17 protein-coding genes and 4 pseudogenes are annotated in these 24,205 nt (G+C 65.0%); 16 read left to right on the top strand and 5 right to left on the bottom strand.

Annotated features, from left to right (window positions below; translation table 11 throughout):
• The first annotated feature begins 1 nt into the window (after nt 1).
• From ACSFA8_RS05975 to ACSFA8_RS05940, 8 genes and pseudogenes are all read left to right on the top strand, one after another.
• Nucleotides 2–2,416: a CHASE2 domain-containing protein gene (locus ACSFA8_RS05975; RefSeq protein ID WP_435478591.1), complete on the top strand. Its 2,415-nt coding sequence runs from the start codon at nt 2–4 to the stop codon at nt 2,414–2,416.
• A 139-nt stretch (nt 2,417–2,555) separates the two neighbouring features.
• A complete protein-coding gene (locus tag ACSFA8_RS05970) occupies nt 2,556–3,080 on the top strand; it encodes a hypothetical protein (RefSeq protein ID WP_435478590.1) in 525 nt (174 codons plus the stop codon).
• A gap of 36 nt (nt 3,081–3,116) precedes the next feature.
• Nucleotides 3,117–3,554 carry a DUF4019 domain-containing protein gene (locus ACSFA8_RS05965; protein WP_435478589.1) on the top strand — a complete coding sequence of 146 codons (438 nt, stop codon included), beginning with the start codon at nt 3,117–3,119 and terminating at the stop codon, nt 3,552–3,554.
• Between the two features lie 245 nt (nt 3,555–3,799).
• Nucleotides 3,800–3,973, top strand: a pseudogene (locus ACSFA8_RS05960) (ESPR domain-containing protein); the annotation flags it as partial.
• Between the two features lie 93 nt (nt 3,974–4,066).
• Nucleotides 4,067–7,231, top strand: a complete 3,165-nt coding sequence (locus tag ACSFA8_RS05955; RefSeq protein ID WP_435479191.1) for a beta strand repeat-containing protein — start codon at nt 4,067–4,069, stop codon at nt 7,229–7,231.
• Between the two features lie 17 nt (nt 7,232–7,248).
• Nucleotides 7,249–8,169 (top strand): OmpA family protein, encoded by a 921-nt coding sequence (locus ACSFA8_RS05950; RefSeq protein WP_435478588.1) that lies wholly within the window; start codon nt 7,249–7,251, stop codon nt 8,167–8,169.
• Nucleotides 8,170–8,191: 22 nt separating this feature from the next.
• Complete coding sequence (locus ACSFA8_RS05945; protein WP_435478587.1) at nt 8,192–8,521, top strand: hypothetical protein; 330 nt, start codon at nt 8,192–8,194, stop codon at nt 8,519–8,521.
• A gap of 68 nt (nt 8,522–8,589) precedes the next feature.
• Nucleotides 8,590–8,784: a hypothetical protein gene (locus ACSFA8_RS05940; protein WP_435478586.1), complete on the top strand. Its 195-nt coding sequence runs from the start codon at nt 8,590–8,592 to the stop codon at nt 8,782–8,784.
• A gap of 158 nt (nt 8,785–8,942) precedes the next feature.
• On the opposite strand, the gene ACSFA8_RS05935 is transcribed toward ACSFA8_RS05940, so the two are convergent.
• On the bottom strand, nt 8,943–9,848 hold the full coding sequence (locus ACSFA8_RS05935; RefSeq protein WP_435478585.1) for a GntR family transcriptional regulator: 906 nt from the start codon (nt 9,846–9,848) through the stop codon (nt 8,943–8,945).
• A 101-nt stretch (nt 9,849–9,949) separates the two neighbouring features.
• On the opposite strand from ACSFA8_RS05935, the gene ACSFA8_RS05930 reads away from it, so the two are divergent.
• Nucleotides 9,950–11,437 (top strand): NCS1 family nucleobase:cation symporter-1, encoded by a 1,488-nt coding sequence (locus ACSFA8_RS05930; RefSeq protein ID WP_435478584.1) that lies wholly within the window; start codon nt 9,950–9,952, stop codon nt 11,435–11,437.
• A gap of 139 nt (nt 11,438–11,576) precedes the next feature.
• Nucleotides 11,577–12,695, top strand: a complete 1,119-nt coding sequence (locus tag ACSFA8_RS05925) for a serine hydrolase domain-containing protein (RefSeq protein ID WP_435478583.1) — start codon at nt 11,577–11,579, stop codon at nt 12,693–12,695.
• 9 nt (nt 12,696–12,704) lie between these two features.
• Here ACSFA8_RS05925 and ACSFA8_RS05920 read toward each other — a convergent pair whose 3' ends face one another.
• From ACSFA8_RS05920 to ACSFA8_RS05910, 3 genes are read right to left on the bottom strand one after another with little or no spacing between them, the layout of a single operon-like run.
• Nucleotides 12,705–13,319 (bottom strand): hypothetical protein, encoded by a 615-nt coding sequence (locus tag ACSFA8_RS05920; protein WP_435478582.1) that lies wholly within the window; start codon nt 13,317–13,319, stop codon nt 12,705–12,707.
• A gap of 8 nt (nt 13,320–13,327) precedes the next feature.
• Nucleotides 13,328–14,449, bottom strand: a complete 1,122-nt coding sequence (locus ACSFA8_RS05915; RefSeq protein WP_435478581.1) for a DUF2827 domain-containing protein — start codon at nt 14,447–14,449, stop codon at nt 13,328–13,330.
• Between the two features lie 26 nt (nt 14,450–14,475).
• Complete coding sequence (locus ACSFA8_RS05910; protein WP_435478580.1) at nt 14,476–15,627, bottom strand: DUF2827 family protein; 1,152 nt, start codon at nt 15,625–15,627, stop codon at nt 14,476–14,478.
• Between the two features lie 152 nt (nt 15,628–15,779).
• Here ACSFA8_RS05910 and ACSFA8_RS05905 point away from each other — a divergent pair, with 152 nt between their 5' ends.
• Both ACSFA8_RS05905 and ACSFA8_RS05900 read left to right on the top strand, forming a co-directional pair.
• Nucleotides 15,780–16,916 carry a DUF2827 domain-containing protein gene (locus ACSFA8_RS05905; RefSeq protein WP_435478579.1) on the top strand — a complete coding sequence of 379 codons (1,137 nt, stop codon included), beginning with the start codon at nt 15,780–15,782 and terminating at the stop codon, nt 16,914–16,916.
• Between the two features lie 183 nt (nt 16,917–17,099).
• Nucleotides 17,100–18,236, top strand: a pseudogene (locus tag ACSFA8_RS05900) (ESPR-type extended signal peptide-containing protein); the annotation flags it as partial.
• A 140-nt stretch (nt 18,237–18,376) separates the two neighbouring features.
• Here the strand turns inward: ACSFA8_RS05900 and ACSFA8_RS05895 are convergent.
• Nucleotides 18,377–18,571, bottom strand: a complete 195-nt coding sequence (locus tag ACSFA8_RS05895) for a hypothetical protein (protein ID WP_435479190.1) — start codon at nt 18,569–18,571, stop codon at nt 18,377–18,379.
• On the opposite strand from ACSFA8_RS05895, the pseudogene ACSFA8_RS05890 reads away from it, so the two are divergent.
• The 4 genes and pseudogenes from ACSFA8_RS05890 to ACSFA8_RS05875 all read left to right on the top strand — a co-directional run.
• Nucleotides 18,477–18,722 (top strand): annotated as a pseudogene (locus ACSFA8_RS05890) (hypothetical protein); the annotation flags it as partial. The gene ACSFA8_RS05895 and the pseudogene ACSFA8_RS05890 overlap by 95 nt on opposite strands.
• Before the next feature lie 12 nt (nt 18,723–18,734).
• A pseudogene (locus tag ACSFA8_RS05885) lies at nt 18,735–22,301 on the top strand (beta strand repeat-containing protein); the annotation flags it as partial.
• Nucleotides 22,290–23,090 carry a YadA family autotransporter adhesin gene (locus ACSFA8_RS05880; RefSeq protein WP_435479189.1) on the top strand — a complete coding sequence of 267 codons (801 nt, stop codon included), beginning with the start codon at nt 22,290–22,292 and terminating at the stop codon, nt 23,088–23,090. The pseudogene ACSFA8_RS05885 and the gene ACSFA8_RS05880, both read left to right, overlap by 12 nt.
• A 190-nt stretch (nt 23,091–23,280) precedes the next feature.
• Complete coding sequence (locus ACSFA8_RS05875) at nt 23,281–24,174, top strand: OmpA family protein (protein WP_435479188.1); 894 nt, start codon at nt 23,281–23,283, stop codon at nt 24,172–24,174.
• The last annotated feature ends 31 nt before the right edge of the window (nt 24,175–24,205 follow it).

Here is a 24,205-nt window from a genome sequence, read left to right as displayed (position 1 = left end):
CATGGCATTGCTGTTGCCGCCGGTGCTGTGGTGGCTGCAGAGTGCGCCCGGGCTGGCGCAAGCCGACCTGGCGCTGTACGACTGGGCGATCGCCCGCGGACGGCCCGATCCCTCGCTTGACGTCCTGGTGGTCGGCATCGATGAGCGCAGCCTGAACGCACTGGGCCCCTGGCCATGGCCGCGTAGCGTGCATGCCCGGTTGCTGGAGCAATTGGCATTGCAGGCACCGCGGGCCGTATTGCTCGACCTGTTCCTGGATTCGCCCTCCCAGAACTCCGACGACGACCAGCGCCTGGCGCGGGCGCTGGCGCAAGTGCCGGTGTACCTGCCTTTGCGCTATGTCAACCCCCCAGAAGCCGCAACGGGCGAAGTGCCTCGCTTCCAGGAACCCTTGCCCATGTTCGCCCAGAACGCCAGGGCGGTCGGCCACGCCATCGTCACCACCGATACGGACGGCATGGCGCGGCGAATGAACCTGCATGAAGGCCCGCCCGGCGCCATGAAGCCCTATGTGGGTTGGCAAATGGCAAATGCGTTGCCGGGTAGCAGGGCGCCTGCACTGGCAATCGCTGCGCAGGCAACGTCGGAGCGCGAGGGCTGGCAGACGCAGGGGTCCTTCGGCATACCGTTCGCAGGACCCACCGGCACCTGGCGCACCGTCTCCTACGCGAGCGTGCTGCGTGGCGAGGTGCCGCCGGAGTTGCTGCGCGGCAAGCTGGTGCTCATTGGAGCGCTCCCCAACGCCAGGCTGGGCGACCAGATTGCGGTGGGCGGTGCCGGGGCGGTGATGCATTTTTCCGGCATCGAACTGCAGGCCAATGCCATCGACGCGCTGCGGCACGGGCGCACCGTAACTTTTGCCGACGGAGCGGGGCTGCTGCTGTGGACGGCACTGCCGGTCTGGCTCGCGTTGGCGCTGTTCTTGAGCGCAGCGCGGCACGCCTGGGCAATTGCGTTTGCGCTGGGCGTAGCCTGCCTTGTTGTGTGTCTGGGCCAGCTCTGGCGCCAGCACCTGTGGCTGCCGCCGGCGGCGCCCCTGCTTGGCATTATGCTGACTTACTTCCTGTGGAGCTGGCGCCGGCTCAACGCGCTGCTGCGCTTCTTCCGCGAGCGCGTGGCCGCGCTGGATGCCGTCCCGGCCGGTGCCTTTGAACCCGAACCCCGGACGCCCGTGCAAGCCTGGGACAGCGTGGAAGCGCAGACGCTGGCGCTGGACGGCGCCATCGACCGCATCGCCCGGATGCAGGCGCTGCTCGCAACCGGGCTATGGCAAATGCCAGTGGCGGTGCTGGTCTGCAGCGACGCCGGCACGATCGTCCAAAGCAATGCTGCCGCCCGCTCACTGCTGCTCGCGGGGTTGCCCAGCGGATCTTTCGCGGACGACCCATTGCGTGGCAGCACAGTGCGCGGAGTGCTTCAGCAAACGACGTGCGAAAGCCCGCCCGCGCGGCTCGAGCCCAACGTGGCCGAGCATTGGTCGGATGCGTTGTACACGGAGCGCAAGGCAGTAACAGGCAAGGTGTTCCGGGGGCGCGCCGCACCGTTGGCCGATGCGCACGGCAGGGTGACGGCCTGGATGGTGGTGCTGCGCGACCTCACCAACCAACGCCGCGCCGAGCGCGAGCGCGAGCAATGGCTGAGCTTCATGTCGCACGACATGCGCACGCCGCAGATCAACATCCTTGGCATGCTGGACCTGCATGCCGATGGTGCCACCGGCATGAATCCCGGCCGATTGACCGAAGGCGTGCGCCGCGAGGCCGAACGCTCACTGGCGCTCGCCGACGGCTTCGTCGACCTGATTCAGGCACGCCTGCACACCTACCGCTTCGCCGAAGTGCCCGCCGGCGCCGTGGTACTCGATGCAGTCGATCAGGTGTGGGCCCATGCGACGGCGAACGGCGTGGCGCTGTCGACCCGCATTGAAGCAGAAGACGCAATGCTTTGGGTCGACGCAGCGCTGCTGACCCGCGCCATCGTCAACCTGCTGCGCAATGCCATTCGCCACAGCGCGGCGGGCAGCACGATCGAGCTTTGCATCACTACCGATACCGACGCAACGCCCGGCCGCGTGTTGCTGGCCGTTCGCGACCAGGGCGAAGGCATGACATCGCACCAGTTGCAATCGTTGCTGCAACCGACTGAACCGGGCAGCCGGGCGGCCCTGTCCGTGGTCCTCGCACCGCCCGGCACCGCGCGCTCGCATGGCATCGGGCTGGCCATCGTGCGCGCCGTCGTCGAGCGGCACGGCGGGCTGCTCAGGGGCGCTAGCGCGCCGGGCGTCGGAACGACGTTCGTGCTCGACCTGCCGCTGCATTTGCCCGCAGTGCCCGCAGTGGCCGCGATGGCCACGATGGCCACGATGGCCACGATGGCCACGATGGCCACGATGGCCACGATGGCCGTCGAATTCTGATCCCCCGCCCGGCGCCGTATGTGCGGTATTAACGCTTTTGGTCGCCTGGTACACCCCAATTCTGAGCAATTCTCGCGAGGGGCCCAGCGGTCGGCACTGCTTCTTGCCCAATTGGCAAGTCACACAGTTGAGGCACCACATGAACACGACACACGAACCTCCGAAGCGCCGGCACGCCGGCATCGCCACCGCCACAGAACCGAAGCCGGCCGAGTTTGTTGCCGTGCTCGACCCGGTGCCCTACAAGCGGGCGCGCACGCGCCGCCTGCTAGCGGGGTTCGGCCTGTCAACGCTGGGCTTCGAGCGCTCTGCCGAACTGATAGCCAAGCTCGCCGCGGGGCACTGCTTCACCATGCTCGTTGTGGCCTTCAATGGCAGCATCGCCCGCGCGCGCGTCGAGCTGGAGCACCTGATCGAATGCGTCGGCCCCGAGGTGCCGATCATGCTGCTGATAGACATTGAACAGGTCGACCTCGCGGCCGACGTCATGGGAAGCGACTACTACGACTTTTTGATGGGCCCCTTCTCGGACGAAGAGCTCCTCACGCGGCTCGGGATGCTGTATCTGAACTGGAGCCGCCAGGTCAACGTCGAGCTTGCGCGCCGAATGCAGGGGTTCATCGAAAGCCGGTACGGCGACGAATGCCGGATCATGCCGCTGTAACACGGCCACCAATCAACCAATAGAACAGATCCAATCATGAGAATCAACCCGAAGGCAGCGTGGCCATTGGCGCTCGCAATTTGCAGCGCGGCATCCGCCCAGGACGTCGACCCGGCTGCATTGGTAAAAGCAGCGCAAGCCACCATCCGGCAGATCGACGAGGGCAGCCCCGCGGGCGTTTGGGAGGCCATGTCCAGCGTGGTCAAGCAACGCGTCACGCGCAAGGACTTCACCGAGGCAACCCTGCGCGCACGCCAGCCCCTGGGCACCCCGGGCACCCGCTACTGGGTTGCGATCTCGCGCCAGCAACTGGCGGCAGCCACGGAGTCAGTGCCGGCCGGCATGTACAGCACCGTCCAGTTCGAGACCCTGTTTCAGGGTAACAAGGCGGTGCGCGAACTGGTTTCGTTCCGGCTCGACGAAGACAAGACATGGCGCGCAAGCGGGTACAGCGTGCGCGTTGACGCCCGCTGAGAAGCACCCGGTCTCGCAAGAAGCCGCCTGCGGGCGGCTTTTTTTTGCCCGCCCGCTTCGCACCGCGAGGTATCGGTCGAGGCGCAGAACAGTCGGTTAAACAGAACAGCCTCGAATGGCCTCTGGCCGAAGTCTGTGAACTTGTTCTGCTTTTTGCGCTCGGCGTGCGACCTAAATCTGACGGATTCTCGCGACATTTTCAAAACCAAAGCGACTTTTGAAATCATTTGTACTCAGGCGAGGGAGTGCTTCGGTTGTCGCGCACTAAAGGCCTGTGCGAACTTAATGGTGGGAGTAGAAAAGTGAACAAAACATACCGATCAATTTGGAATGAAGCGTCGGGCACCTTCGTTGCCGCGCCCGAAACAGCAAAGACATGCGGTGGCAAGGCAGGCAGCAGCTCCGACCGGAGTGCGCAGGGTTCGGCGGTGCACGAAGCGGCGGGCGGCAGGTCGGCAGCGCGGGGGCTTCCCGGACTTCTTGCAACGATTTCTCTCGCGGTTGTGGGCGCCTTGGCTTTGCTACCCAATGCCGCGACCGCGCAATACGCAGCGGGCGGGGGAACCGCTTCAGGCCTCAACACCATCGCCATCGGAAGTTCAACCTTCGCCACGGCCGCAAGCGCCATTGCCATCGGCCCGCAGTCGACCGCCAGCGCGACCAGCAGCCTCGCCATGGGTGACAACGCCACGGCGTCGGGTGCTCGGGACGTGACGATCGGCTCGCTGGCAGGCCTAGGCGCCGCGTCGACCGGGCAGAGTGTCTTCATCGGCGGCGACGCCGGACGCAGCCAGAGTGGCCTGGGCAACACTTCGGTCGGCTTCGCCTCCGGCCTGGGAAGCACCGGCGACTTCAACACCGGCGTGGGCAATGGCGCCATGTATGGTGTGCAGGGCGACCGCAACGTGGGCATGGGCGTCGGTGCCCTGCAGTTTGCGCAAGGCAGCAACAACGTGGCTTTGGGCGATTCGGCCAACAGCTCGGCTGCGCTCACCGCCTTCAACAACTCGGTGGCAGTGGGTTCTGGCAGCTCGTCGTTGCAAGATCGTGCCACAGCCATTGGTTCCAATGCGGTGGCCAACTTCACCAACGACGTCGCGCTGGGCGCCAATTCGACCACGGCTGCAGCCGTGGGCACGGCCAGCGCCACCATTGCCGGCACCACCTACAACTTCGCCGGCACCACCCCGGCCAGTACGGTCAGCGTGGGCAGCGTGGGCGCCGAACGCACCATCACCAACGTGGCGGCGGGGCGCGTCAGCGCCACCAGCACCGATGCCATTAATGGCAGCCAGTTGTACAGCGTGGCCAACACACTGAGCCAGTCGATCAGCGCGATTGATTTCCCGGTGCGCTCTGGCAACACGGGGCCATACACCACGGTGGCCAGCGGGGCGAATGCACTGGCGGTGGGCTCCAACGCACAAGCCACGGCCGCCAATGCCACGGCCTTGGGTGAAAACGCTGTGGCGACCGATGTCAACAACACGGCAGTGGGCAGCACATCGGGCACAACCTCGGGGGTGAACAATACCTCGGTCGGGGCGGGCTCTGGTAACTTGACCCAGGGCTTTGGCAACACGGCGCTGGGGGTGCGTTCGGGGCAGGGCGTGCTTGGCAACGTCAACACCGCCAGTGGCATTGACGCGGGCTCCAACATCACCGGCGACGACAACGTGTCGACGGGCTTCCAGGCTGGCAAGGGCACGCAGGGTTCGGGCAACGTAGCCATTGGCGGGTTGGCCAATTCTGATTCGCTGCTGCCGGCCGTTGTGGCCAGCAACACGGTGGCCATCGGCACTGAGTCACGCGCTGGTGCAGACAATGCCGTGGCCTTGGGCAACCGTGCCACCGCCAGCAATGCAGGCGATGTGGCGCTCGGCGCCAATTCGACGACGGCCGCCGCGGTGGGGACGGCCAGTACCACCATTGCCGGCGCCACCTACAACTTCGCCGGCACCACGCCGGCCAGCACGGTCAGCGTGGGCAGCGTGGGCAACGAGCGCACCATCACCAATGTGGCAGCAGGGCGCATCAGCAGCACCAGCACCGATGCCATCAATGGCTCGCAGCTGTACGCGACCAACAGCGCGATCGATGCGGTGACGACGACCGCCAACAAGGGCTGGAACCTGCAGGCCGATGGCGACACGGCCACCAACGTGGCGCCGGGCAGCACGGTGCAGTTTGTGAGCGGGCAGAACATCGCCCTCACGCACAGCGGCAGCACCATCACGGTAGCGACCACGCCGGATCTGGTGGCCAACAGCCTGACCATCAACGGCGGGCCGACCATCAACAGCAGCGGCATCACGATGAACGCCGGCAACACGCTGAACATGGGCGGCAACACCATCATCAACGTGGGTGCGGGAGTCAACGCGACCGACGCGGTCAACATGAGCCAGTTGACCAGTGCGACCAATACGGCGGCCAACATGTGGATCACCGGCTCGCCTTCGACCTATGTGGCGCCGACCTCTGTGGGCGCCAACAGCACGGCCGTCGGTTCCGGCGCGTCGGTCAATGCGGCCAACGGCGTGGCCGTAGGCACCGGCGCCAGCGCAACCACGGCCAACAGCGTGGCGTTGGGCAACAACAGCACCACAGGCACCGCCGTGGCCGTGACGGGCACGACCCTCAACGGCACCAGCTACACCTTTGCGGGCGCCGCGCCCACTGGCGTGGTGAGCGTGGGCAGTGCCGGCGCCGAGCGCCAGGTCACCAACGTGGCGGCCGGGCAGATCAGCGCCACTAGCACCGATGCCATCAATGGCAGCCAGCTCTACGCCACCAATACCGCCATCAACAACCTGAGTACGGCCGTTGCTGGCGGCCAGACGCACTACTACAGCGTCAACGATGGCGGCACGCAGGGCGCCAACTACAACAACAACGGTGCGACGGGGGTGAACTCGGTGGCCAGCGGCGTGGGTGCCAGCGCGAGCGGCACGGCCGGCGTGGCGGTGGGCCTCAATGCGGCTGCCAGCGGCGCCAGCGCCATCGCCATCGGCACGAGCGCCGTGGCCTCAAGCAGCGGCGGCGTTGCATTGGGCAGCGGATCCACGGCCAACCGCGCGGGCATGAACGGCCAGCGCGAGGCCTTCTCGACCGTGTCGGTGGGCTCCACGCAGGGTGCGATTTCGGTCGGCAGCGCAGGCAGCGAGCGGCAGATCACCAACGTGGCCGGTGGCACCCAAGCCACCGATGCGGTGAACGTGCGGCAACTGCAGGCGGTGCAGGCGGGCGCGGTGCGCTACGACACCAATGTCGACGGCACCACCAACTACGGCCAGATCACGCTCGGCAACGGGCAGGCGCCGAACGGCACGGTGATCTCGAACGTGGCGCCGGGTGTGGCGGGCACCGATGCGGTCAACGTGAACCAGCTCAACGGGGTGAACAACCGCGTTACCGCGCTTGGCGACGAGATCAACAAGGTGGGCCGCAATGCGTATGCCGGCGTGGCCGCCGCGATGGCGGTGCAGATGCCCGGCCAGGCGATTCCCGGCAAGACGGTGATGCGCATCGGCTACGGCGTCTTCAAGGGAGAGAGCGCGGTGGGCGTGAGCTTGCGCCGAACGGCCGAAAGCAATGGCTGGAGCGTCACGGGCGGCGTGGGCATGAGCCGTGCCGGCGCGGCGGCGACAGTCGGTGCCGAGTGGGTGTTCAATTGAATCAGGGAGTGAAGATCATGGAAAAGCAAAAACAACTGGGCGCGACGATGCTCGCAATGGTGCTGGTGGCCTTGCCGCCGCTTATTGCCGCCATATGCGTGGTGGTGCTCGGCGGCTGCGCCAGCCCGAGCTACCCCATCACTCCGCACGCGCATGCCAACGCAGCCCGGGAGAACCCGCCACCGCCGAAGGACGAAGACTTCCCCAAGCTCAGCACGGCCAAGTGGGAGCAGGGCGCGTTCCCGAGCCTCGAAGCGCTGCGTGCAATGCGCACCGGCATGGGCAAGGATCAGGTGCGCGAGTTGTTGAGCTGGCCGCATTTCAGCGAGGGCCTGGGTGGCGTACGCGAGTGGAACTACATCTTCCATTTCCGCACCGGCAAGGGCCCCGAGTACGTCACCTGCCAGTACATGGTGCGCTTCAACAAGGATGTGCTGACCAGCGGCATGTACTGGAAGGGGCAGGGCTGCGCGATGCTGGTCGATCCGCCGCAGGTCAAGCCTGTTCCGGCGGCGGTGGTCGCGCCGTCGGTCACGCCGCCGCCTGCGCCGGTACAGAAAGTGACGCTGGGTGCCGACGGGCTGTTCCGCTTCGACGGCGGGGCCGTGGGCGACCTGCTGCCCGAGGGGCGCACGAAGATCGAGCATCTCGCCACCGACATCAAACGCAACTTCACCCAACTGCACGGCATCGTCGTGGCCGGGCACACCGATCGGCTGGGCTCCGAAAGCTACAACGCGGCGCTGTCGCTGGCGCGTGCAAACAGCGTGCGCGATTTGCTGGCGCAGCAGAGCATTGACCGCAAGCTGATCCGCACCGAAGGCATGGGGGAGCGCCAGCCTGTGGCCCAGTGCCCGGGCACCGCAAAGACCCCGGCGCTGGTGAGCTGCCTGCAGCCCAATCGGCGCGTGGAAATCGAAGTGGTGGGCGCGCGCTAGCAGCAAGGCAGGAAAGAACTGTATGAGTGACCGTAGTCGTTTCCTGATCCTCTTGCCCATCGCGCTGGCAGCCGGCTGCCAGATGCGCGGCGACGTGCGGCCGCTGTCGTCCGAGGTGCCGCGACCCCCGGCCTTTGTCGCTCCGCCCGAGGCCTGCAATGCCTCCCGGAGCCACTTCGCCCTGGCCAAGCGCATCAGCGCTCCGCTGCTGGAAGAACTGCGCCAGCGTACCGGCGCCCGGCGCGCCCGCACGCAGCCGGTCGATGGCCCCCAGAGCACCGAATACGATGCCGCGCGACTGACCGTGGACGTCGAGCCGAACGGCCGCATCGTGGGCACGCGATGCGCGTAGGCCGCCATGAACCTGGCCGCCCGTCCGCAGGCGCCAGCTCGTACCCCTGGCGCCCGATCCTGCTCGGCGTGTTGATCGGCATTCTGATCGCGCAGGTGCTGGTCATGAAGTGGCTCGCCGAGTCCCAGGTCGAAACCGGCCGCGAGCGCCAGGCACGCGAGGCGGCCGCACGCGCGGCGCAAGCGCGCTGCTTCGAAGCGGCGAAACACCGTACCAAAGACGCTTGCCGCGTCGGCCTCGCAAGCGCTGACGGCGGGCGTTGATCTCAAGTTTTTAAAAGGGAGAATCCATGAAAGTCATCAACGCCCAGGTGGTCGGCCACACCGATCGAGCAATGCCACCGAAGAAGGCCGCACACAGAATCGCCGTGTCGAGATCTATTTGAAGCCAGTTGCGCGGTAGAGGTCGCGCTGATGCCGAGCTACGGCCTCTTGGCCCGTGGTCTGCGCTCCTTTCGCGAATCGCCCGCTGGCTTGGGAGACATGACTCCAAAGATAGTCTTGAAGTCCAACTCCTCTTGAGTCGCGGGTTGTTGGATACCACGCTCAACATGATCCAGATGTTCCAGCATCAAACGCTCTGCGCGGCGCACATCACCGGATTCGATTGCTTCGACCAGCTTGGCATGCTCGTCTGGAGGGCAGGCGCTTGTGGCGAGGGAGTCGTACTGCGAAATTGCAAGGCTGGTGAGTGTGGCGAGGCGGCGCAGGTTATCTCCGAACATCTTGTTCTCTGTGATCAGCGCCAGCCTGACGTGAAAATCACCTGTAAGACGTGCCAGCGTAGCCCGATCACCGGCCGCGCGGGCACGGTCTTCGTCGTCGATGTGACTTCGCAGCACCACCACGGGCTGCCCCCCGAACTGGGTGGTCAATTGGGCAACGATGGCCCGTTCCAACGCCCGACGCATCTCGAATACATCCCTCAAGTCTCGGGGCGAAGGAGAGGCGACAAACGCGCCACGGTTGGCGTGCAATTCCACCAGCATTTCCTGGCTCAGTCGCGCCAGTACCTCGCGAATGCGAGCGCGGCCGGATTGAAACGCCTCGGCCAGCCGCTCCTCGTTGAGTTTCGTCCCGGGAAGCAAGCGCCGCTCACTGATCGCCGAGTAGATGCGTTCGTAGATTTCCTGGTTGCTGAGCGACGTCGTCATGAAGGTTTGCTGATACGCATGGTTGGTTCGATTATCTGTTGGCGCAAATCGATCGCCCGCTGCGGATCGCACCAGTTTCGCGCCTCGGCCGCCCCATAGACAGGCGTTCTGCTCGATCTCGGTGACCAGATGATTGCACTTTTTGCCGTCAAACGAGCCATGGTTTGCCGACAAAGAGAAAAGCGCCTTGCATTCAATCTGGCCTGCTTATTGCAAGCACATCGGTTACGACACCTGATCAGAGGGGTCGCCAACCAATCCTTCAAGGAGTCACCATGTCATCCAGTGCAAATGAAGTTCCGGTGATCGTCGTTACCGGCGCCCATCCGCAGCTCTACAACCACGACCTTGCGCCTGTCGCACCCGAGGGCCGAACGTGGGGCACCTTTAGTCTGTTTGCCATGTGGATGTCCGATGTCCACTCGGTCGGCGGGTACACCTTCGCGGCGAGCTTGTTCTTCCTGGGACTCGCGGGCTGGCAAGTGCTGCTGTCGATGGTCGTGGGCATCACCATCGTGTACTACCTCATGAACCTGGTGGGCCGGCCGTCGCAGAAATACGGCGTGCCATTTCCGGTGTTCGCCCGGATGGCCTTTGGTGTCATGGGCGCGAACCTGGCGGCCATCGTGCGCGGCATCGTCGGCATCGTCTGGTACGGCGTGCAAACGTACTTCGCGTCCAAGGCAGTCGAGGTGCTGGTCATCACGCTCTTTCCGTCGGCGGCCGACCTCACGCACAACAACATGTTCGGCCTCTCGACCCTCGGTTGGGCCAGCTTCCTGTTCATGTGGTTTTTCCAACTCGTCATCTTCCTGTCGGGGATGGAGTCGATTCGCAAATTTATCGACTTTTGCGGGCCGATCGTCTACATCGTGATGTTCGTACTGGCCGGATGGATGATCTCCAAGACAGGCATGGACAGCTTCTCGATGCAGCTTTCGGACAAGAAGTTCACGGGCATCGAGTCAATCGGCCTCATGGCCAATGCTGCGATGCTTATCGTGGCCTACTTCGCCGCGTTGCTCCTGAACTTCGGCGACTTCTCCCGCTTCGCCAAGAGTGACTCGGCCATGAAGCGCGGCAACTTCTGGGGCTTGCCCGTCAACTTCATACTGTTCGCGATCATCACTGTGATCGTCACCGGCGGATCGATGAAGGTGTTCGGTGAAGCCATCATGGATCCGGTGCTGATTGTCGAGAAGATCAACAATCCCATAGCGACCATCGTCGGTTCCATCACCTTCATCGTCGCGACGATGGGCATCAACATCGTGGCCAACTTCGTCTCGCCGGCCTACGACATCGCCAACCTCGCGCCACAGAAGATCAACTTCAAAATGGGCGGCCTGATCACGTCCATCCTGTCGGTTCTGGTCTGCCCTTGGCTCTTCGTGTCCAGTGCCCATGCCATCACAGTCTTCGTGAGCATCTTCGGCGCCGTGCTCGGCCCTATGTTCGGGATCATGGTGGCCGACTACTACCTGGTTAAGAAGCAGACCATCGTGCTGGAAGACCTCTACACGCTGTCGCCCAAGGGCAGCCTGCACTTCGACGGCGGCTGGAACAGGAAAGCGCTGATCGCGGTGGCGTTGTCGGGAGCACTGTCGATCGGGCTGGCACTGGCCGGCGCGTTTGGGCTGATGTTCAACGTGGGTGACTGGGGATGGCTGATCGGCGCGAGCTCGGGCGCGATCCTTTATGTCCTGATCAACCGCGCGGGCGCTGCCGCGACGACAAGACCTGAATCAATCGCTACCTCGTAGTGCACCGCACCGTGCCTCCATAAAGGGAATGGCTCAGGTAGCAAGAGACGCAGGCTGCGAAGGACGCTTGTCGCATCGGCCTCGCGAGCGCTGACGCCGGGCGCCTAGCCTATATTCGTCCCTCATTTGTTAGGGACGCATGAGCTCAGCACTGCCCGCGAAACTGAAGAACATCGGCCACGCACTGATGCTGCTCATCGTGCTTGGTTCGGTGCAAGGATGCAGCTCGCCGGAGCCGCTTGTCCGTGCAGCGGATGAACTCTCCGCGCCGCTGCCATCGGCACAGCCCTCGGAGGTCGAAATGGATGGCGCGCTCCTGCGGCAGGCCGTTTCGGATCTGCCCCCGGAGAGCGAGCATGGCCTACGAAGCATGCTGGTGATGCGCCGCGGAAAGGTCGTTCTTGAAACCTACTGGAACGGACGCGATGGAAATGTCCAGCAAGACATCCGTTCTGCGACCAAGAGCATCACCTCGCTTCTGCTCGGAATCGCCATCGACAGAGGCCTCGTCAAGAGCGTGCAGGAACCCGTGCACACCTATCTCGGCACGATCTATCCCGAGAGCGCCTTGCTGAAGCAGAACGTCACGGTGGAGCATCTGCTGACGATGCGCAGCGGCGCCGCGTGCAACGATCACGATGGGCGCTCCCCCGGCCAGGAAGACAAGATGTACCGCGAGCGGGACTGGGTTGGCTTCTTCCTGGCGTTGCCCCTGGCAAACCCGGCAGGCGAAGTGGCGCACTACTGCACGGGCGGCGTGGTTGCTCTCGGCAGGATCCTCGCCGAGACCAGCAAGGGTTCCGTACCGGAGTTTGCCAACACCACCTTGTTTGATCCACTGGGCATCACGGGCGCGCGCTGGAGCCGCTTCGACGATGGTCGGCAAACAGACACTGGTGGCCATCTCTTCCTGCGGCCGCAGGACATGCTCAGGATCGGCCAGCTTGTGCTGCAAGGAGGCGTGTGGAACGGGCGCCAACTGGTGTCCCGCGAGTGGATCGAACTGTCAACCCGTGAGCACACGCGAATCGACAACAGAAGGCCGTACGGCTATCTCTGGTGGCCCCAGCCCGTGCCGTATCGAGGGCGTCTGGTCCGGGCGATCATTGCGGATGGAAATGGAGGCCAGTACATCTTCGTGGTTCCTGAACTCGAACTCGTGGCCGTCTTCACCGGAGGAAACTACAACTCGAGAAAGGCGCAGCGTCCATTCGAGATCATGAACACGTACATCCTGCCGGCCGTACAGGCTCCCTGACTGTCCTGCCTATCGCTTCTTCGGCAACTGCCCCATCGCACCCGCAGGCGCCGCGCCCGGCGCGGCTGCGGCGTTCTGCCAGCCATACTCGACATAGCGCCGGATGATCAGGCAGCCCGGCGGCGAATCGATCAGCGAGACCGACGAGGTCGGCTCCTTCTCATCGGTATAGACCGCGTAGTTGGGCAGCAGCCGCGTCATCCTGTAGTTCGCCAGCTCCTGCTGGGCGACGCTCGCGCAGGTGAAGGGCGCGACCGAAATGCGCTCGGCCGACACGGTGCAGGCGCCGCTTTCGTCGGGAATGGCGGTAATCGACGCAGCCACGCCGGCGTTCGGAAATTCCATGCCGATCAACGCGAACGTCGGCCCGGCATCGGGGCGTTTGCGATCCCAGTCGAGCAGCACGTCGTGGCTGCGGGCACCCTGCACGGTCAGAGTGGAAAGTCGGGTGATGGCCGGCAGGCAGCGCTTGATGCCCACGCTGGTGGCGGCGCGCGTCAGCGTGTCCTGCGGCGCCGCGGGGGGCGCCTGGGGAACCAGCACGCCCTGGGCGAGTGCTGCGCCGGCGGCTGCCCATGCAAGGGCAGCGGTCAGCACGCGAGGAAATCGTTGGGTCGGCTTCATCCTGGTTCTCATGCGTACAGGTTTTCGATGGCGGCGGTGTAGGCGCGCACGTTGTCCTCGCCCTCGGGGTCTAGCGTGGCGATGAAGCGGCGGGCGCGCTCGCGGTAGGCCGGCAGGTTGGCATCGTGCTCGGCCAGGGCGCGCAGCAGGGCGCGGCCACCCTCCTCGCAGTCGAAGCCGTGGTAGCGGTAGCCGCAGTCGCCGATGAGGTGCGAGTTGTGGATCAGCGCGTAGCCGCCGTACAGGGCCTCGTAGTAGAGATAGTTCTGCGCATTCTCCCAATGGTGCGCGAACACGGCGTCGATCCGGCCCGGCATCACCTGGTACATCGGAAAGCGCCCCTCGAAGGTGGCCAGCCCGTGCTGCACGATATCCAGGCTCTGGGCGAAGCCAATGAACAGCGGCTTGTCCTTCAGGTGGAAGCTGTTGTAGACCCATACCTTCTCGATCAGCCGGGGCTGCGCGCGGTGCGCCACCTCGCAGCCGAGCATCGGGATGAAGCTGGTCTTCACCATGCAGATGTTGGGCTCGAAGATGGCTACGCGCCACTGCTTGCGGCCGGGCTCGTAGGCAAAGGGCGGGCTCTGCGGCGCGCGGGCCATCGCGCGCTCCAGCACCATCGGGCTCCAGAGGTGCGGCATGAGCCGCACCGGCGCGCGGAAGGTGCTCTCGAAGTAGGGCTTGCACGACACCTCGTACTCGGGGATCGTCCAGACCTCGTCGTAAGGCGCGCCCGAGATCAGCAGGCCGTTCGGCTTGTCGAAGATCATGCGCTCGATGTCGATCACGTAGTCGTTGCCCACGCGCATCGAGACGATCTTGCCGCCGCGCTCGCGGAACGCCACCGACCACGGCATGGCCAGCTGGGCGCTCATCTCGATCATGAGGTCGAGCTCTTGCCCGGCCGTGGCCATGTCGATGATGGGCACAGGCGAATCTGCGAGAAAGTTGGTGGCATCCGCCGGGCCGCCGTCGCCGCCGCCAGCCACCAGCACGGCGCTTTCCATGCGCGGCGAACGCAGCAGCAGCATCACGAGGAACAGGCAGTTTTGGTACACGCCGTTTTCCCACAGGCTCTGCTCGCCCTTGCGGATGAAGATCGAAACGCCGACCTTCAGCTTCGCCGGCATGACGGTCTTTTGTTGTTGTGCCCCGCTCATGCGGCCGCCCTCATGCCGTCGGCCCGGAATGCGGCATTGCCACCCACCAGGTGCAGCAGGCGCTGCGCATAGCCGTCGACGTTCGCGGGGTTGAGCGGGTTGACCGACTCCAGAACCCGCAAAGAGCGGGCGCGGTAGTCGCCCTGCTGCTGGTCGTGGTCGCGCACGGCTTGCAGCAACTGCGCCGCGCCCGCGGCGATGTCGAAGTCGGGGTAGTAGTAGCCCGCATCGCGCAGCCAGGGCGAGTTGTGCACCAGCGGGTAGTTGCCGTAGAGCGCATCGAGGTAGCTGTAGTTCTGGTCGTTCTGCCACTGGTGCGACACCACCGCGTCGGCGAACTGCACCATGAAGCCCGCGAAGTCGTGCCGGCCATGGAACACCGCCTTGTGTTGGCGCACGATGTCGAGCGAGTTCGCCAGGTGGAGCATGGTCGGGTGATCCTTGATGTGCAAGGTGTTGAGCACCTGCATCGAGGTCACGGCGGCCGGGTCGGCGCGGTAGGCCCCGTCGCAGATCAGCATGGGCACGCTGCTCGACTTCACCACCGAGATGTTGGGCTCGAAGATCGCCACGCGAAAACCCGGTTGCTCCGCCGTGCGCCGCGTGTAGCCGAAACGGTGGCCCGCGGCCTCGACCTCCGCCGCGCGCTGCGCCAGGAAATACGGCGACCACAGGTAAGGCACCTCGAACACCGGGCGGCGGTGCAGGGTGCGCATCATGGGCGTGAACACCGCGTCCTTGGGCAGCAGCCACACCTCGTCGCAGCGGTCGGGCTTGCTGAAGTGGCCCTTGCCGGTGAACACGATCGGCTCGGCCAGCGCCACGAAAGGCTGACCCACGCAATGAAAAACCACGCGCCCGCCGCACGCGCGGAAGTAAGAGAGCCATTGCGCATCGAGCGCGCCGGCCATCTCGATGACCACGTCGAGCGCGTCGGTCAGCTCGGGCGCCCGCCCGACGGCCAGGCCCATCGCGGCCAGGTCGACCTGGGGCGGCATGCTCGGCTGATCGCCGGCGTCGATCAGCGTGACCGATTCGACGAACTCGATGCGTTGCAGCAGCCGGGCCAGAAACAGGACGTTCTGCCCCATCCCGTTTTCCCAGATGTTCTGCTCCGCGTGTGTAAGGATTGAAATACCAATTCGCATGGGCTCAAGGTGTACCAAAAAAAACGGCCCGGCCGCGGCCGATGCTGTGGCTTATTTCCTTCTTTTGCATTCCATCGATGCTGGCGATCACACCCTATGATGCGGGCCACCAAAATAATTGCGACATTTAACTATTTTTGACAATCAAGGCAATGGCGACTAATACAAGCCTCCGAGTAGGAATCACCATCGGCCTCCACCACGAAGCCGAAACCCTGTGGAACAACGGCATCAAGCAAAACGCCGTGTTCCTGGCGGAAGCCCTGAAGCACTGCCCGGCCGTCGCCTCGGTGGTACTGGTCAACACCACGGCCATCCCGATCACGCCCGCCCTGCCCTGGGACCAGACACGCTGGCCCACGGTTCCTTTCGAGAGCGCCAAGGACAGCGTCGACGTGCTCATCGAGCTTGGCGGCCAGATCGGCCCGGAGCAGACCGACTACCTCAAGCGCCGCGGCGCGCGGCTCGTGTCTTACTGCTGCGGCTGCGAATACGTGAGCGCCATGGAGTCGATGCTGTTCAACAAGCCGCTCTGGGGGCAGAACCTGTTCGTCAACCAGCGCTACGACGACATCTGGATGGTTCCGCAGGTGGCAAACATCAGCCAGCCCTACTTTGAAGTGCTGCGCCGGGCCGAGGCGCGCCCCGTGCCTTTCGTCTGGAGCCCCGTGTTTCTGGACGAACGCACGCGCGGCCTGCCCGATGCCGGCATCTACCAGCCGCACACCGGCCCCCGCCGGCTGAGCGTGATGGAGCCCAACATCAACGTCGTCAAGTTCTGCCTTTACCCGATCTTCATTGCCGAGTTGGCCTACCGCACGCGGCCCGACGCCATCGCGCAGCTGCAGGTTACCAACGCCGAACGGCAGGCCAGGGAGAGCATGGAATTCATCACGCTGATGAACCAGCTCGACCTCATCCGCGACCACAAGGCGGTGTTTCTCGGCCGGCACGAAACGCCCGTCTTCCTGGCGCAGAACACCGACATCGTGGTCTCGCACCAGTGGGAGAACCCGCTCAACTACTTCTACCTGGAAACCTGCTGGCAGGGCTATGCGCTCGTGCACAACGCGCACCTGTGCGCGGATCTTGGCTACTACTACGCGGGGAACGACGTGGCCGCCGGCAGCGCCCGCCTGCTTGAAGCCATCGACACGCACGACGCCCAGGCCGAGGCTTACCGTGAGCGCCAGCGCAGCCTGATCGGCCGCTACCTCCCCGGCAACGCCGCGGGCACCGAGGCCTACAACACCCTGCTGCTCGGCCTGATGCAGCGCCCCGCCAGATAGGCAAAGAGAGCAGCGCTGCGCGGCCAGTTCCTGGCCAGCCCGCAGCGCACCGGCACCACAGCTTCTGGGAGAAATCTGTGAAGTAGTGCCGCTTCAGGGCCCCTGTTGCGGTCCAAATCTGATCAATTCTCGCGAAATCCTCACTCGCCGATAGGGCCCCTTCACCATCCGCTCCGTCTGTCGATGAAGTGTTGCGCATCAAGTGATGCCGACATCTTTGTTGCACGAAGTGGGCAATGGGGAAGGCGCGAAAACGCGTTCACCGGCGCTCCGATTAACGGTACGGCCCAAGAGGAGAAGACGGTGAACAAGGTATATCGATCAATTTGGAACACGACGCTCGGCACATTCGTGGCCGCCCCGGAAACGGCCAAGGCGGCTGGCAAGAAAGCCGGCTCTTCGGTGAACGTCGTGGAGGGTGGCGCGCTCGGCGATGGTTCGGGCCTTTGGCTTTCGGCCGGGAGTGGGGCGGGGCGCTTCGCGCTTACGCTGCTTGCGGCGGGCATGTTGCTTGGCGGTGGCGTGTTTGCTCCGCGCGATGCAATGGCCCAATCGACGTCGGCCGTCGTCCTTGGCGGCGGCATCTTCAGCAATCCGACCTTCGGTTGTGAGGCCACATCCTTCACGAGCAGTAGCGTCGCCATCGGGTGCCTGGCTGCCGCTTCTGCCAACAACGCAGTCGCGATCGGTGTGGGTGCTCTCGGGCAGGGAACGAATTCGACGGCCATCGGTGCCTTTGCATTCACGCAACCTGTTAATGAGCAAGGAGTTGCCCTTGGGTATCAAGCCGCTGCATTCGGCGGCATAAACGCAAATGCCCTCGGTACGCAGGCGGTGGCGAACGGGAACAATGCAACGGCAGTCGGGTCGAACGCCACCGCCTCTGGCGATAATTCCACTGCCGTAGGCTTCGCCGCGAATTCAAACATTGAGGGTGTCGCAATCGGCCACAGCGCCAATGCTGGCGGTGTCGGCGGCACCGCCGTTGGTTCTGGGGCTCAGGCAAGCAGCGGGAATGCTTCCGCCTTCGGCATTGGGGCTTCGGCAAGTGGCGGCAACAGCGCTGCCTTTGGCGTTAGCGCAACAGCCATTGGTGTCTCGTCCGTTGCCATTGGCGACAACGCAGTGGCTTCCTCAGACGAATCTGTGGCCATCGGGGTGGGCGCGCGGGCTCTGAACGGCAGGGCCGTCTCCATCGGTTCGCGCAACACTGCCTCTGGCAATGGCGCCGTGGCCATCGGCGACCCTACCACAGCCACCGGCGCTGGCGCGCTGGCACTGGGCATGGACAGCACGGCCACCGGCAACGGCTCGGTGGCGCTGGGTAACACCAACATGGTGGGCGGCGGCGGCCAGGCTGTCAGCACGGCGGGTACCGCGGCGCAAGGCGCAGTGGGCATCGGCTTCCAAAACACCGTGGTCGGCCAGGGCGCCGTAGCGGTGGGCAACAGCAACACTGCTCAGGGACAAGGCGCGGTGGCGCTGGGCAACGCCTCCTCGGTGACTGCCGCCGGTGGCGTCGCTTTGGGCGATACCGCCAGTGCCAGCGCCAGCAATGCCATGGCGATGGGCTCGGGCGCCGTGGCCAGTAACGCAGGCGCTGTGGCACTGGGCTCGGGCTCCACCACGGCGGCGGCGGTGGGCACGTCCAGCACCGTCCTCAACGGCACAACCTACAACTTCCAGGGCACCACCCCCGGCAGCACCGTCAGCGTCGGCTCGGTGGGCGCCGAACGCACCATCACCAACGTGGCGGCAGGCCGGATCAGCGGCGCCAGCACCGACGCAGTCAATGGCTCGCAACTCTTCGCGACCAACAGCGCCATCAACAGCCTGACAGCCAGCGCCACGCACTATGTCAGTGTCAACGACGGCGGCACGACAGGCGCCAACTACGCCAACGACGGGGCGACGGGCAAAAACTCCATTGCGGCTGGCGTGGCTGCCAGCAGCACCGGAGCCAATAGCAGCGCATTTGGCCCCCAGGCGACGGCAGGCGGCATTTCGGCCCTTGCTCTCGGGCAACAGGCTACCGCCTCGGGCTTCTTCTCCATCGCTGCTGGTGTGAATGCCAGAGCCACCGGAGGCAGCGCGATCGCCGTGGGCAACAACTCGGCAGCTAGCGCGTTCCGCGCCGAGGCGTTCGGCAACAATTCCGCAGCAAGCGCGACTAATGCGACGGCAATCGGCGAGTCCTCGTGGGCCAGAGGGGTGAATTCCTTCGCCGGTGGCGCCCTTGCTGTCGCGGGCAATGGCAGCACGCCGACCGAGAACGATGTCGCAGTTGGTTACCTGTCTTCGGCAAGTGGCGGCGACTCCGTTGCTATCGGTTCATTCACTAACGCCGGTAACGCAGGCGATGTGGCACTGGGCTCTGGGTCCAGCACAGCGGCCGCTGTGGGCACGGCCAGCGCGACGATCGGCGGCACAACCTACAACTTCGCCGGCACGACACCTGCCAGCACCGTCAGCGTCGGCTCGGTGGGCGCCGAACGCACCATCACCAACGTGGCGGCAGGCCGGATCAACGGCACCAGCACCGACGCAATCAACGGCAGCCAGCTCTCTGCCACCAACACGGCGATCGAGTCGCTCTCGACTTCAACGTCTACGGGCATCACCTCGCTGTCGACAGGCCTGAGCACGACCGACAGCACGGTTGCAACGCTGTCCACGGGATTGAGTACGTCGAGCAGTGCAATTGCATCGCTGTCGACCTCCACCTCAACCACGGCCAGCTCGCTCTCGACCGGCTTGAGCACGACCGACAGCACCGTGGCCAGCCTGTCGACCTCGACCTCCACGGGCCTGAGCACGGCGACCAGCGGCATCACCAGCCTGTCGACTTCGACCTCTACGGGTTTGAGCACGGCAACCAGCGGAATCACCAGCCTGTCGACTGGCCTGAGCACGACCAACAGCACCGTGACCGCGTTGTCGACTTCGACGTCGACCGGCATTGCTTCGCTGTCGACGGGCCTTTCCAATACGGTCATGTATGACAACGCCGGCCACACGTCCGTGACGCTGGGCGGCGTGGGTGCAACAGTGCCAGTGGGTCTTACCAATGTCGCCGCGGGCGTGAATCCCACGGACGCGGTGAACTTCAGCCAGTTGACCTCGCTGTCGACTTCGGCCTCGACCGGCATCACTTCGCTTTCGACCGGCCTGAGCACCACCGACAGCACCGTTGCAAGCCTGTCTACCACGGTGAGTTCGTCGGCGAGCGGTCTCTCGAGTCTGTCGACTGCGGTGAGCACGACCGGCAGCACCGTTGCAAGCCTGTCGACTGGCTTGAGCACGACTGACAGCACCGTTGCCAGCCTGTCGACTTCGACCTCCACGGGTCTGAGCACGGCAACCAGCGGTATCACCAGCCTGTCGACCTCGACTTCGACCGGCATCGCCAGCCTTTCGACGGGCCTGAGCACAACCGACAGCACGGTTGCGAGCCTGTCGACTTCGACCTCCACGGGTCTGAGCACCGCCACCAGCGGCATCGCCAGTCTGTCGACTTCGACCTCGACCGGCATCAGCAGCCTGTCGACTGGCCTGAGCACCACCGACAGCACGGTTGCGAGCCTGTCGACTTCGACCTCCACGGGTCTGAGCACCGCCACCAGCGGCATCGCCAGTCTGTCGACTTCGACCTCGACCGGCATCAGCAGCCTGTCCACTGGCCTGAGCACGACTGACAGCACCGTTGCAAGCCTGTCGACCTCGACCTCCACGGGTCTGAGCACGGCAACCAGCGGCATCGCCAGCCTGTCGACTTCGACCTCCACAGGTCTGAGCACGGCAACCAGTGGCATCGCCAGCTTGTCCACGGGCTTGAGCACGACTGACAGCACCGTTGCCAGCCTGTCGACTTCGACCTCCACGGGTCTGAGCACGGCGACCAGCGGCATCAGCAGCCTGTCGACTGGCTTGAGCACGACTGACAGCACCGTTGCCAGCTTGTCGACTTCGACCTCGACCGGCATCAGTAGCTTGTCCACCGGCCTGAGCACTGCCACCAGCGGCATCAGCAGCCTTTCGACGGGCCTGAGCACGACCGACAGCACGGTTGCCAGCCTGTCGACCTCGACCTCGACCGGCCTGAGCACCGCAACCAGTGGCATCGCCAGCTTGTCCACGGGCTTGAGCACCACAGACAGCAACGTGACCAGCCTGTCGACTTCGACCTCCACGGGTCTGAGCACGGCGACCAGCGGCATCAGCAGCCTGTCCACGGGCCTCAGCACGGCAACCAGCGGCATCAGCAGCTTGTCAACGGGCTTGAGCACGACCGACAGCACCGTTGCGAGCCTGTCGACCTCGACCTCCACGGGTCTGAGCACGGCGACCAGCGGCATCAGCAGCCTGTCGACGGGCTTGAGCACGACCGACAGCACCGTTGCCAGCCTGTCGACCTCGACCTCGACCGGCATCAGCAGCCTGTCCACTGGCCTGAGCACGACTGACAGCACCGTTGCCAGCCTGTCGACTTCGACCTCCACGGGTCTGAGCACGGCGACCAGCGGCATCAGCAGCTTGTCGACTGGCTTGAGTACGACTGACAGCACCGTTGCCAGCCTGTCGACCTCGACCTCCACGGGTCTGAGCACGGCAACCAGCGGCATCAGCAGCCTGTCGACTGGCTTGAGCACGACCGACAGCACCGTTGCGAGCCTGTCGACCTCGACCTCCACGGGTCTGAGCACGGCGACCAGCGGCATCGCCAGCCTGTCGACTGGCCTGAGCACGACCGACAGCACCGTTGCCAGCCTGTCGACTTCGACCTCGACCGGCATCAGCAGCCTGTCGACTGGCCTGAGCACCACCGACAGCACCGTTGCAAGCCTGTCGACTTCGACCTCCACGGGTCTGAGCACGGCGACCAGCGGCATCAGCAGCCTGTCGACGGGCTTGAGCACGACCGACAGCAACGTGGCCAGCCTGTCGACGTCGACCTCGACCGGAATCAGCAGTCTCTCGACCGGCGTTGCTTCGCTGTCCACCGGCCTGAGCACCACCAGCAGCAACCTGGGCAACGTCGGAACCGGCGCAGCCGCAGCATTGGGTGGCGGCGCTTCCTACAACCCGACGACGGGTACCTGGACGGCGCCTTCGTACACCATCAACAACGCCAACGGCACGGTCAGCACCGTGGACAACGTGGGCGATGCGTTGACCGGTGTCTACACGCAGGGCACCAAGTACTTCCACACCAACTCGACCCTGCCGGACTCGATTGCGAGCGGTGCGAACTCGGTCGCGGTTGGGCCGAACGCAGTGGCAAGTGGTGACAACTCGATCGCAGTGGGCCTTGGCGCCCAGGCGACCGGCACGAACGCCGTTGCCATCGGTACCGGTGCGCTTGCCACGGGTTCCGTGGCGCTCGGCGCCAGCTCCCGCGCCGGTGGCGGGGGCACGGCGGTCGGCGACTTCGCCGACGCAGGCGGTACGCCGCTGAGTGCCGCACCGACGATCTCGCGAGGCACGGCTATCGGCTACGGCGCCGTCGTCCAGCAAAGCGGTGGTGTCGCACTGGGAACCGGGTCGGTCGCCAACAGGGCCGCGGGCACGGTCACCGAGGCGTACACCGGCGTGGCTGTCAACGCGCAGGCGGCGGTGTCGGTCGGCAGTGCAGGCAACGAGCGCCAGATCACCAACGTGGCAGGCGGCACGCAGGCCACCGACGCGGTGAATCTGCGGCAGTTGCAGGCGGCCAGTGCTGCTTCGGTGCAGTACGCCACCAATCCTGATGGCAGCGTCAACTACAACCAACTCACTCTGGGGAATGGCCAGGCGCCCAACGGCACGGTGATCTCGAACGTGGCGCCTGGGGTGAAGGGCACCGACGCGGTCAACGTGAACCAGTTGAACAGCGGCGTCGCCGCGGCCACTGCCTATACCGACGCGCGAGTCAACGGCTTGCAGACCAACATCAACGACGTCGCCAAGAAGTCGTATGCGGGGGTTGCGTCGGCGATGGCAATGGAAAGCGCGCCGTACATCCCGGGCAAGCTGACCTATGCCGCAGGGCTGGGCTACTACCAGTCCCAGAGTGCGGTCGGCGTTTCGTTGCGGCGCACGGCAGACAACGGCCGCTGGAGTGTCACGGGCGGTGTCTCCGCGAGTCCGGCAGGCGGCGTTGCGGTACGAGCGGGGATCTCGGGTGTCTGGGATTGATGGGGCGCCTGGAGAAACCATGCAAAACACCATGCACTTCACTCGCAACAGCCTTGCCGCTGCCGTGTCGGCCCAAGGCGCGCCTGGCGCGCCTGCGGAGCCGACATTGTTCCCCGCGCTCGAAGGCTTCCCCCTCGGGGGGCGCCGGGCGCACGTTCAACCAATTCGCGGAGTTTCGATCTTGAAAAAAATGATTCAACAGCGGGCAAAGCCCCTCGTGCCGATGCTGCAGTTCCTGCCGCTGGCGGTCGTGGCTGCGTTTTTGCTCACGCTCGGCGGTTGTGCCGGCTCGGCGGCCATCGCGCCGCAGGCCGGAATGATCAAGGAAGATTCGCCGCCGCCCAGGGCGGAGAATTTCCCGAAGGTCAACGCCGTGCAGTGGAAGGAGGGCGCGTTCCCGAGTACGGAGGCCCTGCGCACCATGCGTACCGGAATGGGCAAGGACGAGGTGCGCGAGTTGCTCGGATCGCCTCACTTCAGCGAGGGCATCGCGGGGGTGCGCGAGTGGAACTACCTCTTCCACTTTCACACCGGCAAGGGCCCGGAGTTCACTACTTGCCAGTACATGGTGCGCTTCAACCGCGACATGCTGACCAACGGCATGTATTGGAAGGAGCCCGATTGCGCGATGCTGGTTGATCCGCCGCAGGTCAAGCCGATTCCGGCAGTGGTCACGCCGTCGCCGTCGCCTGCGCCTGCGCAGAAGGTGACGCTGGGTGCCGACGGGCTGTTTCGCTTCGATGGCGGCTCCCTTGCCGACCTGCAGCCCGCAGGGCGCGCGAAGATCGAGCAGCTGGCCGCGGAAATCAAGCGCAGCTTCCGCAAGCTGAACCACGTCGCCGTGACGGGCCATACCGACCGGCTGGGCTCCGAAAGCTACAACGAGAAGCTCTCGCTCGCTCGTGCCAGCACCGTAGCTGATCTGCTGGCGCAGGGAGGGGTTCCGAAGGGGGTGATCCGTACCGCAGGCATGGGCGAGCGACAGCCGCTCGTGCAATGTCAGGGCGCCGCGAAGACGCCCACGCTGGTGGCTTGCCTGCAGCCCAATCGTCGCGTGGAGATCGAGGTGAGCGGGGATCGGTAAAGCCCCGACCCGCTAGCGATCGAGGGGAGTA

This window comes from Variovorax nitratireducens, from assembly GCF_051216545.1.
In the GTDB taxonomy this organism is placed as follows: domain Bacteria; phylum Pseudomonadota; class Gammaproteobacteria; order Burkholderiales; family Burkholderiaceae_C; genus Variovorax.
Note: the sequence above shows the minus strand (reverse complement) of the source record. Positions and strands in the feature narration are given on the sequence as shown.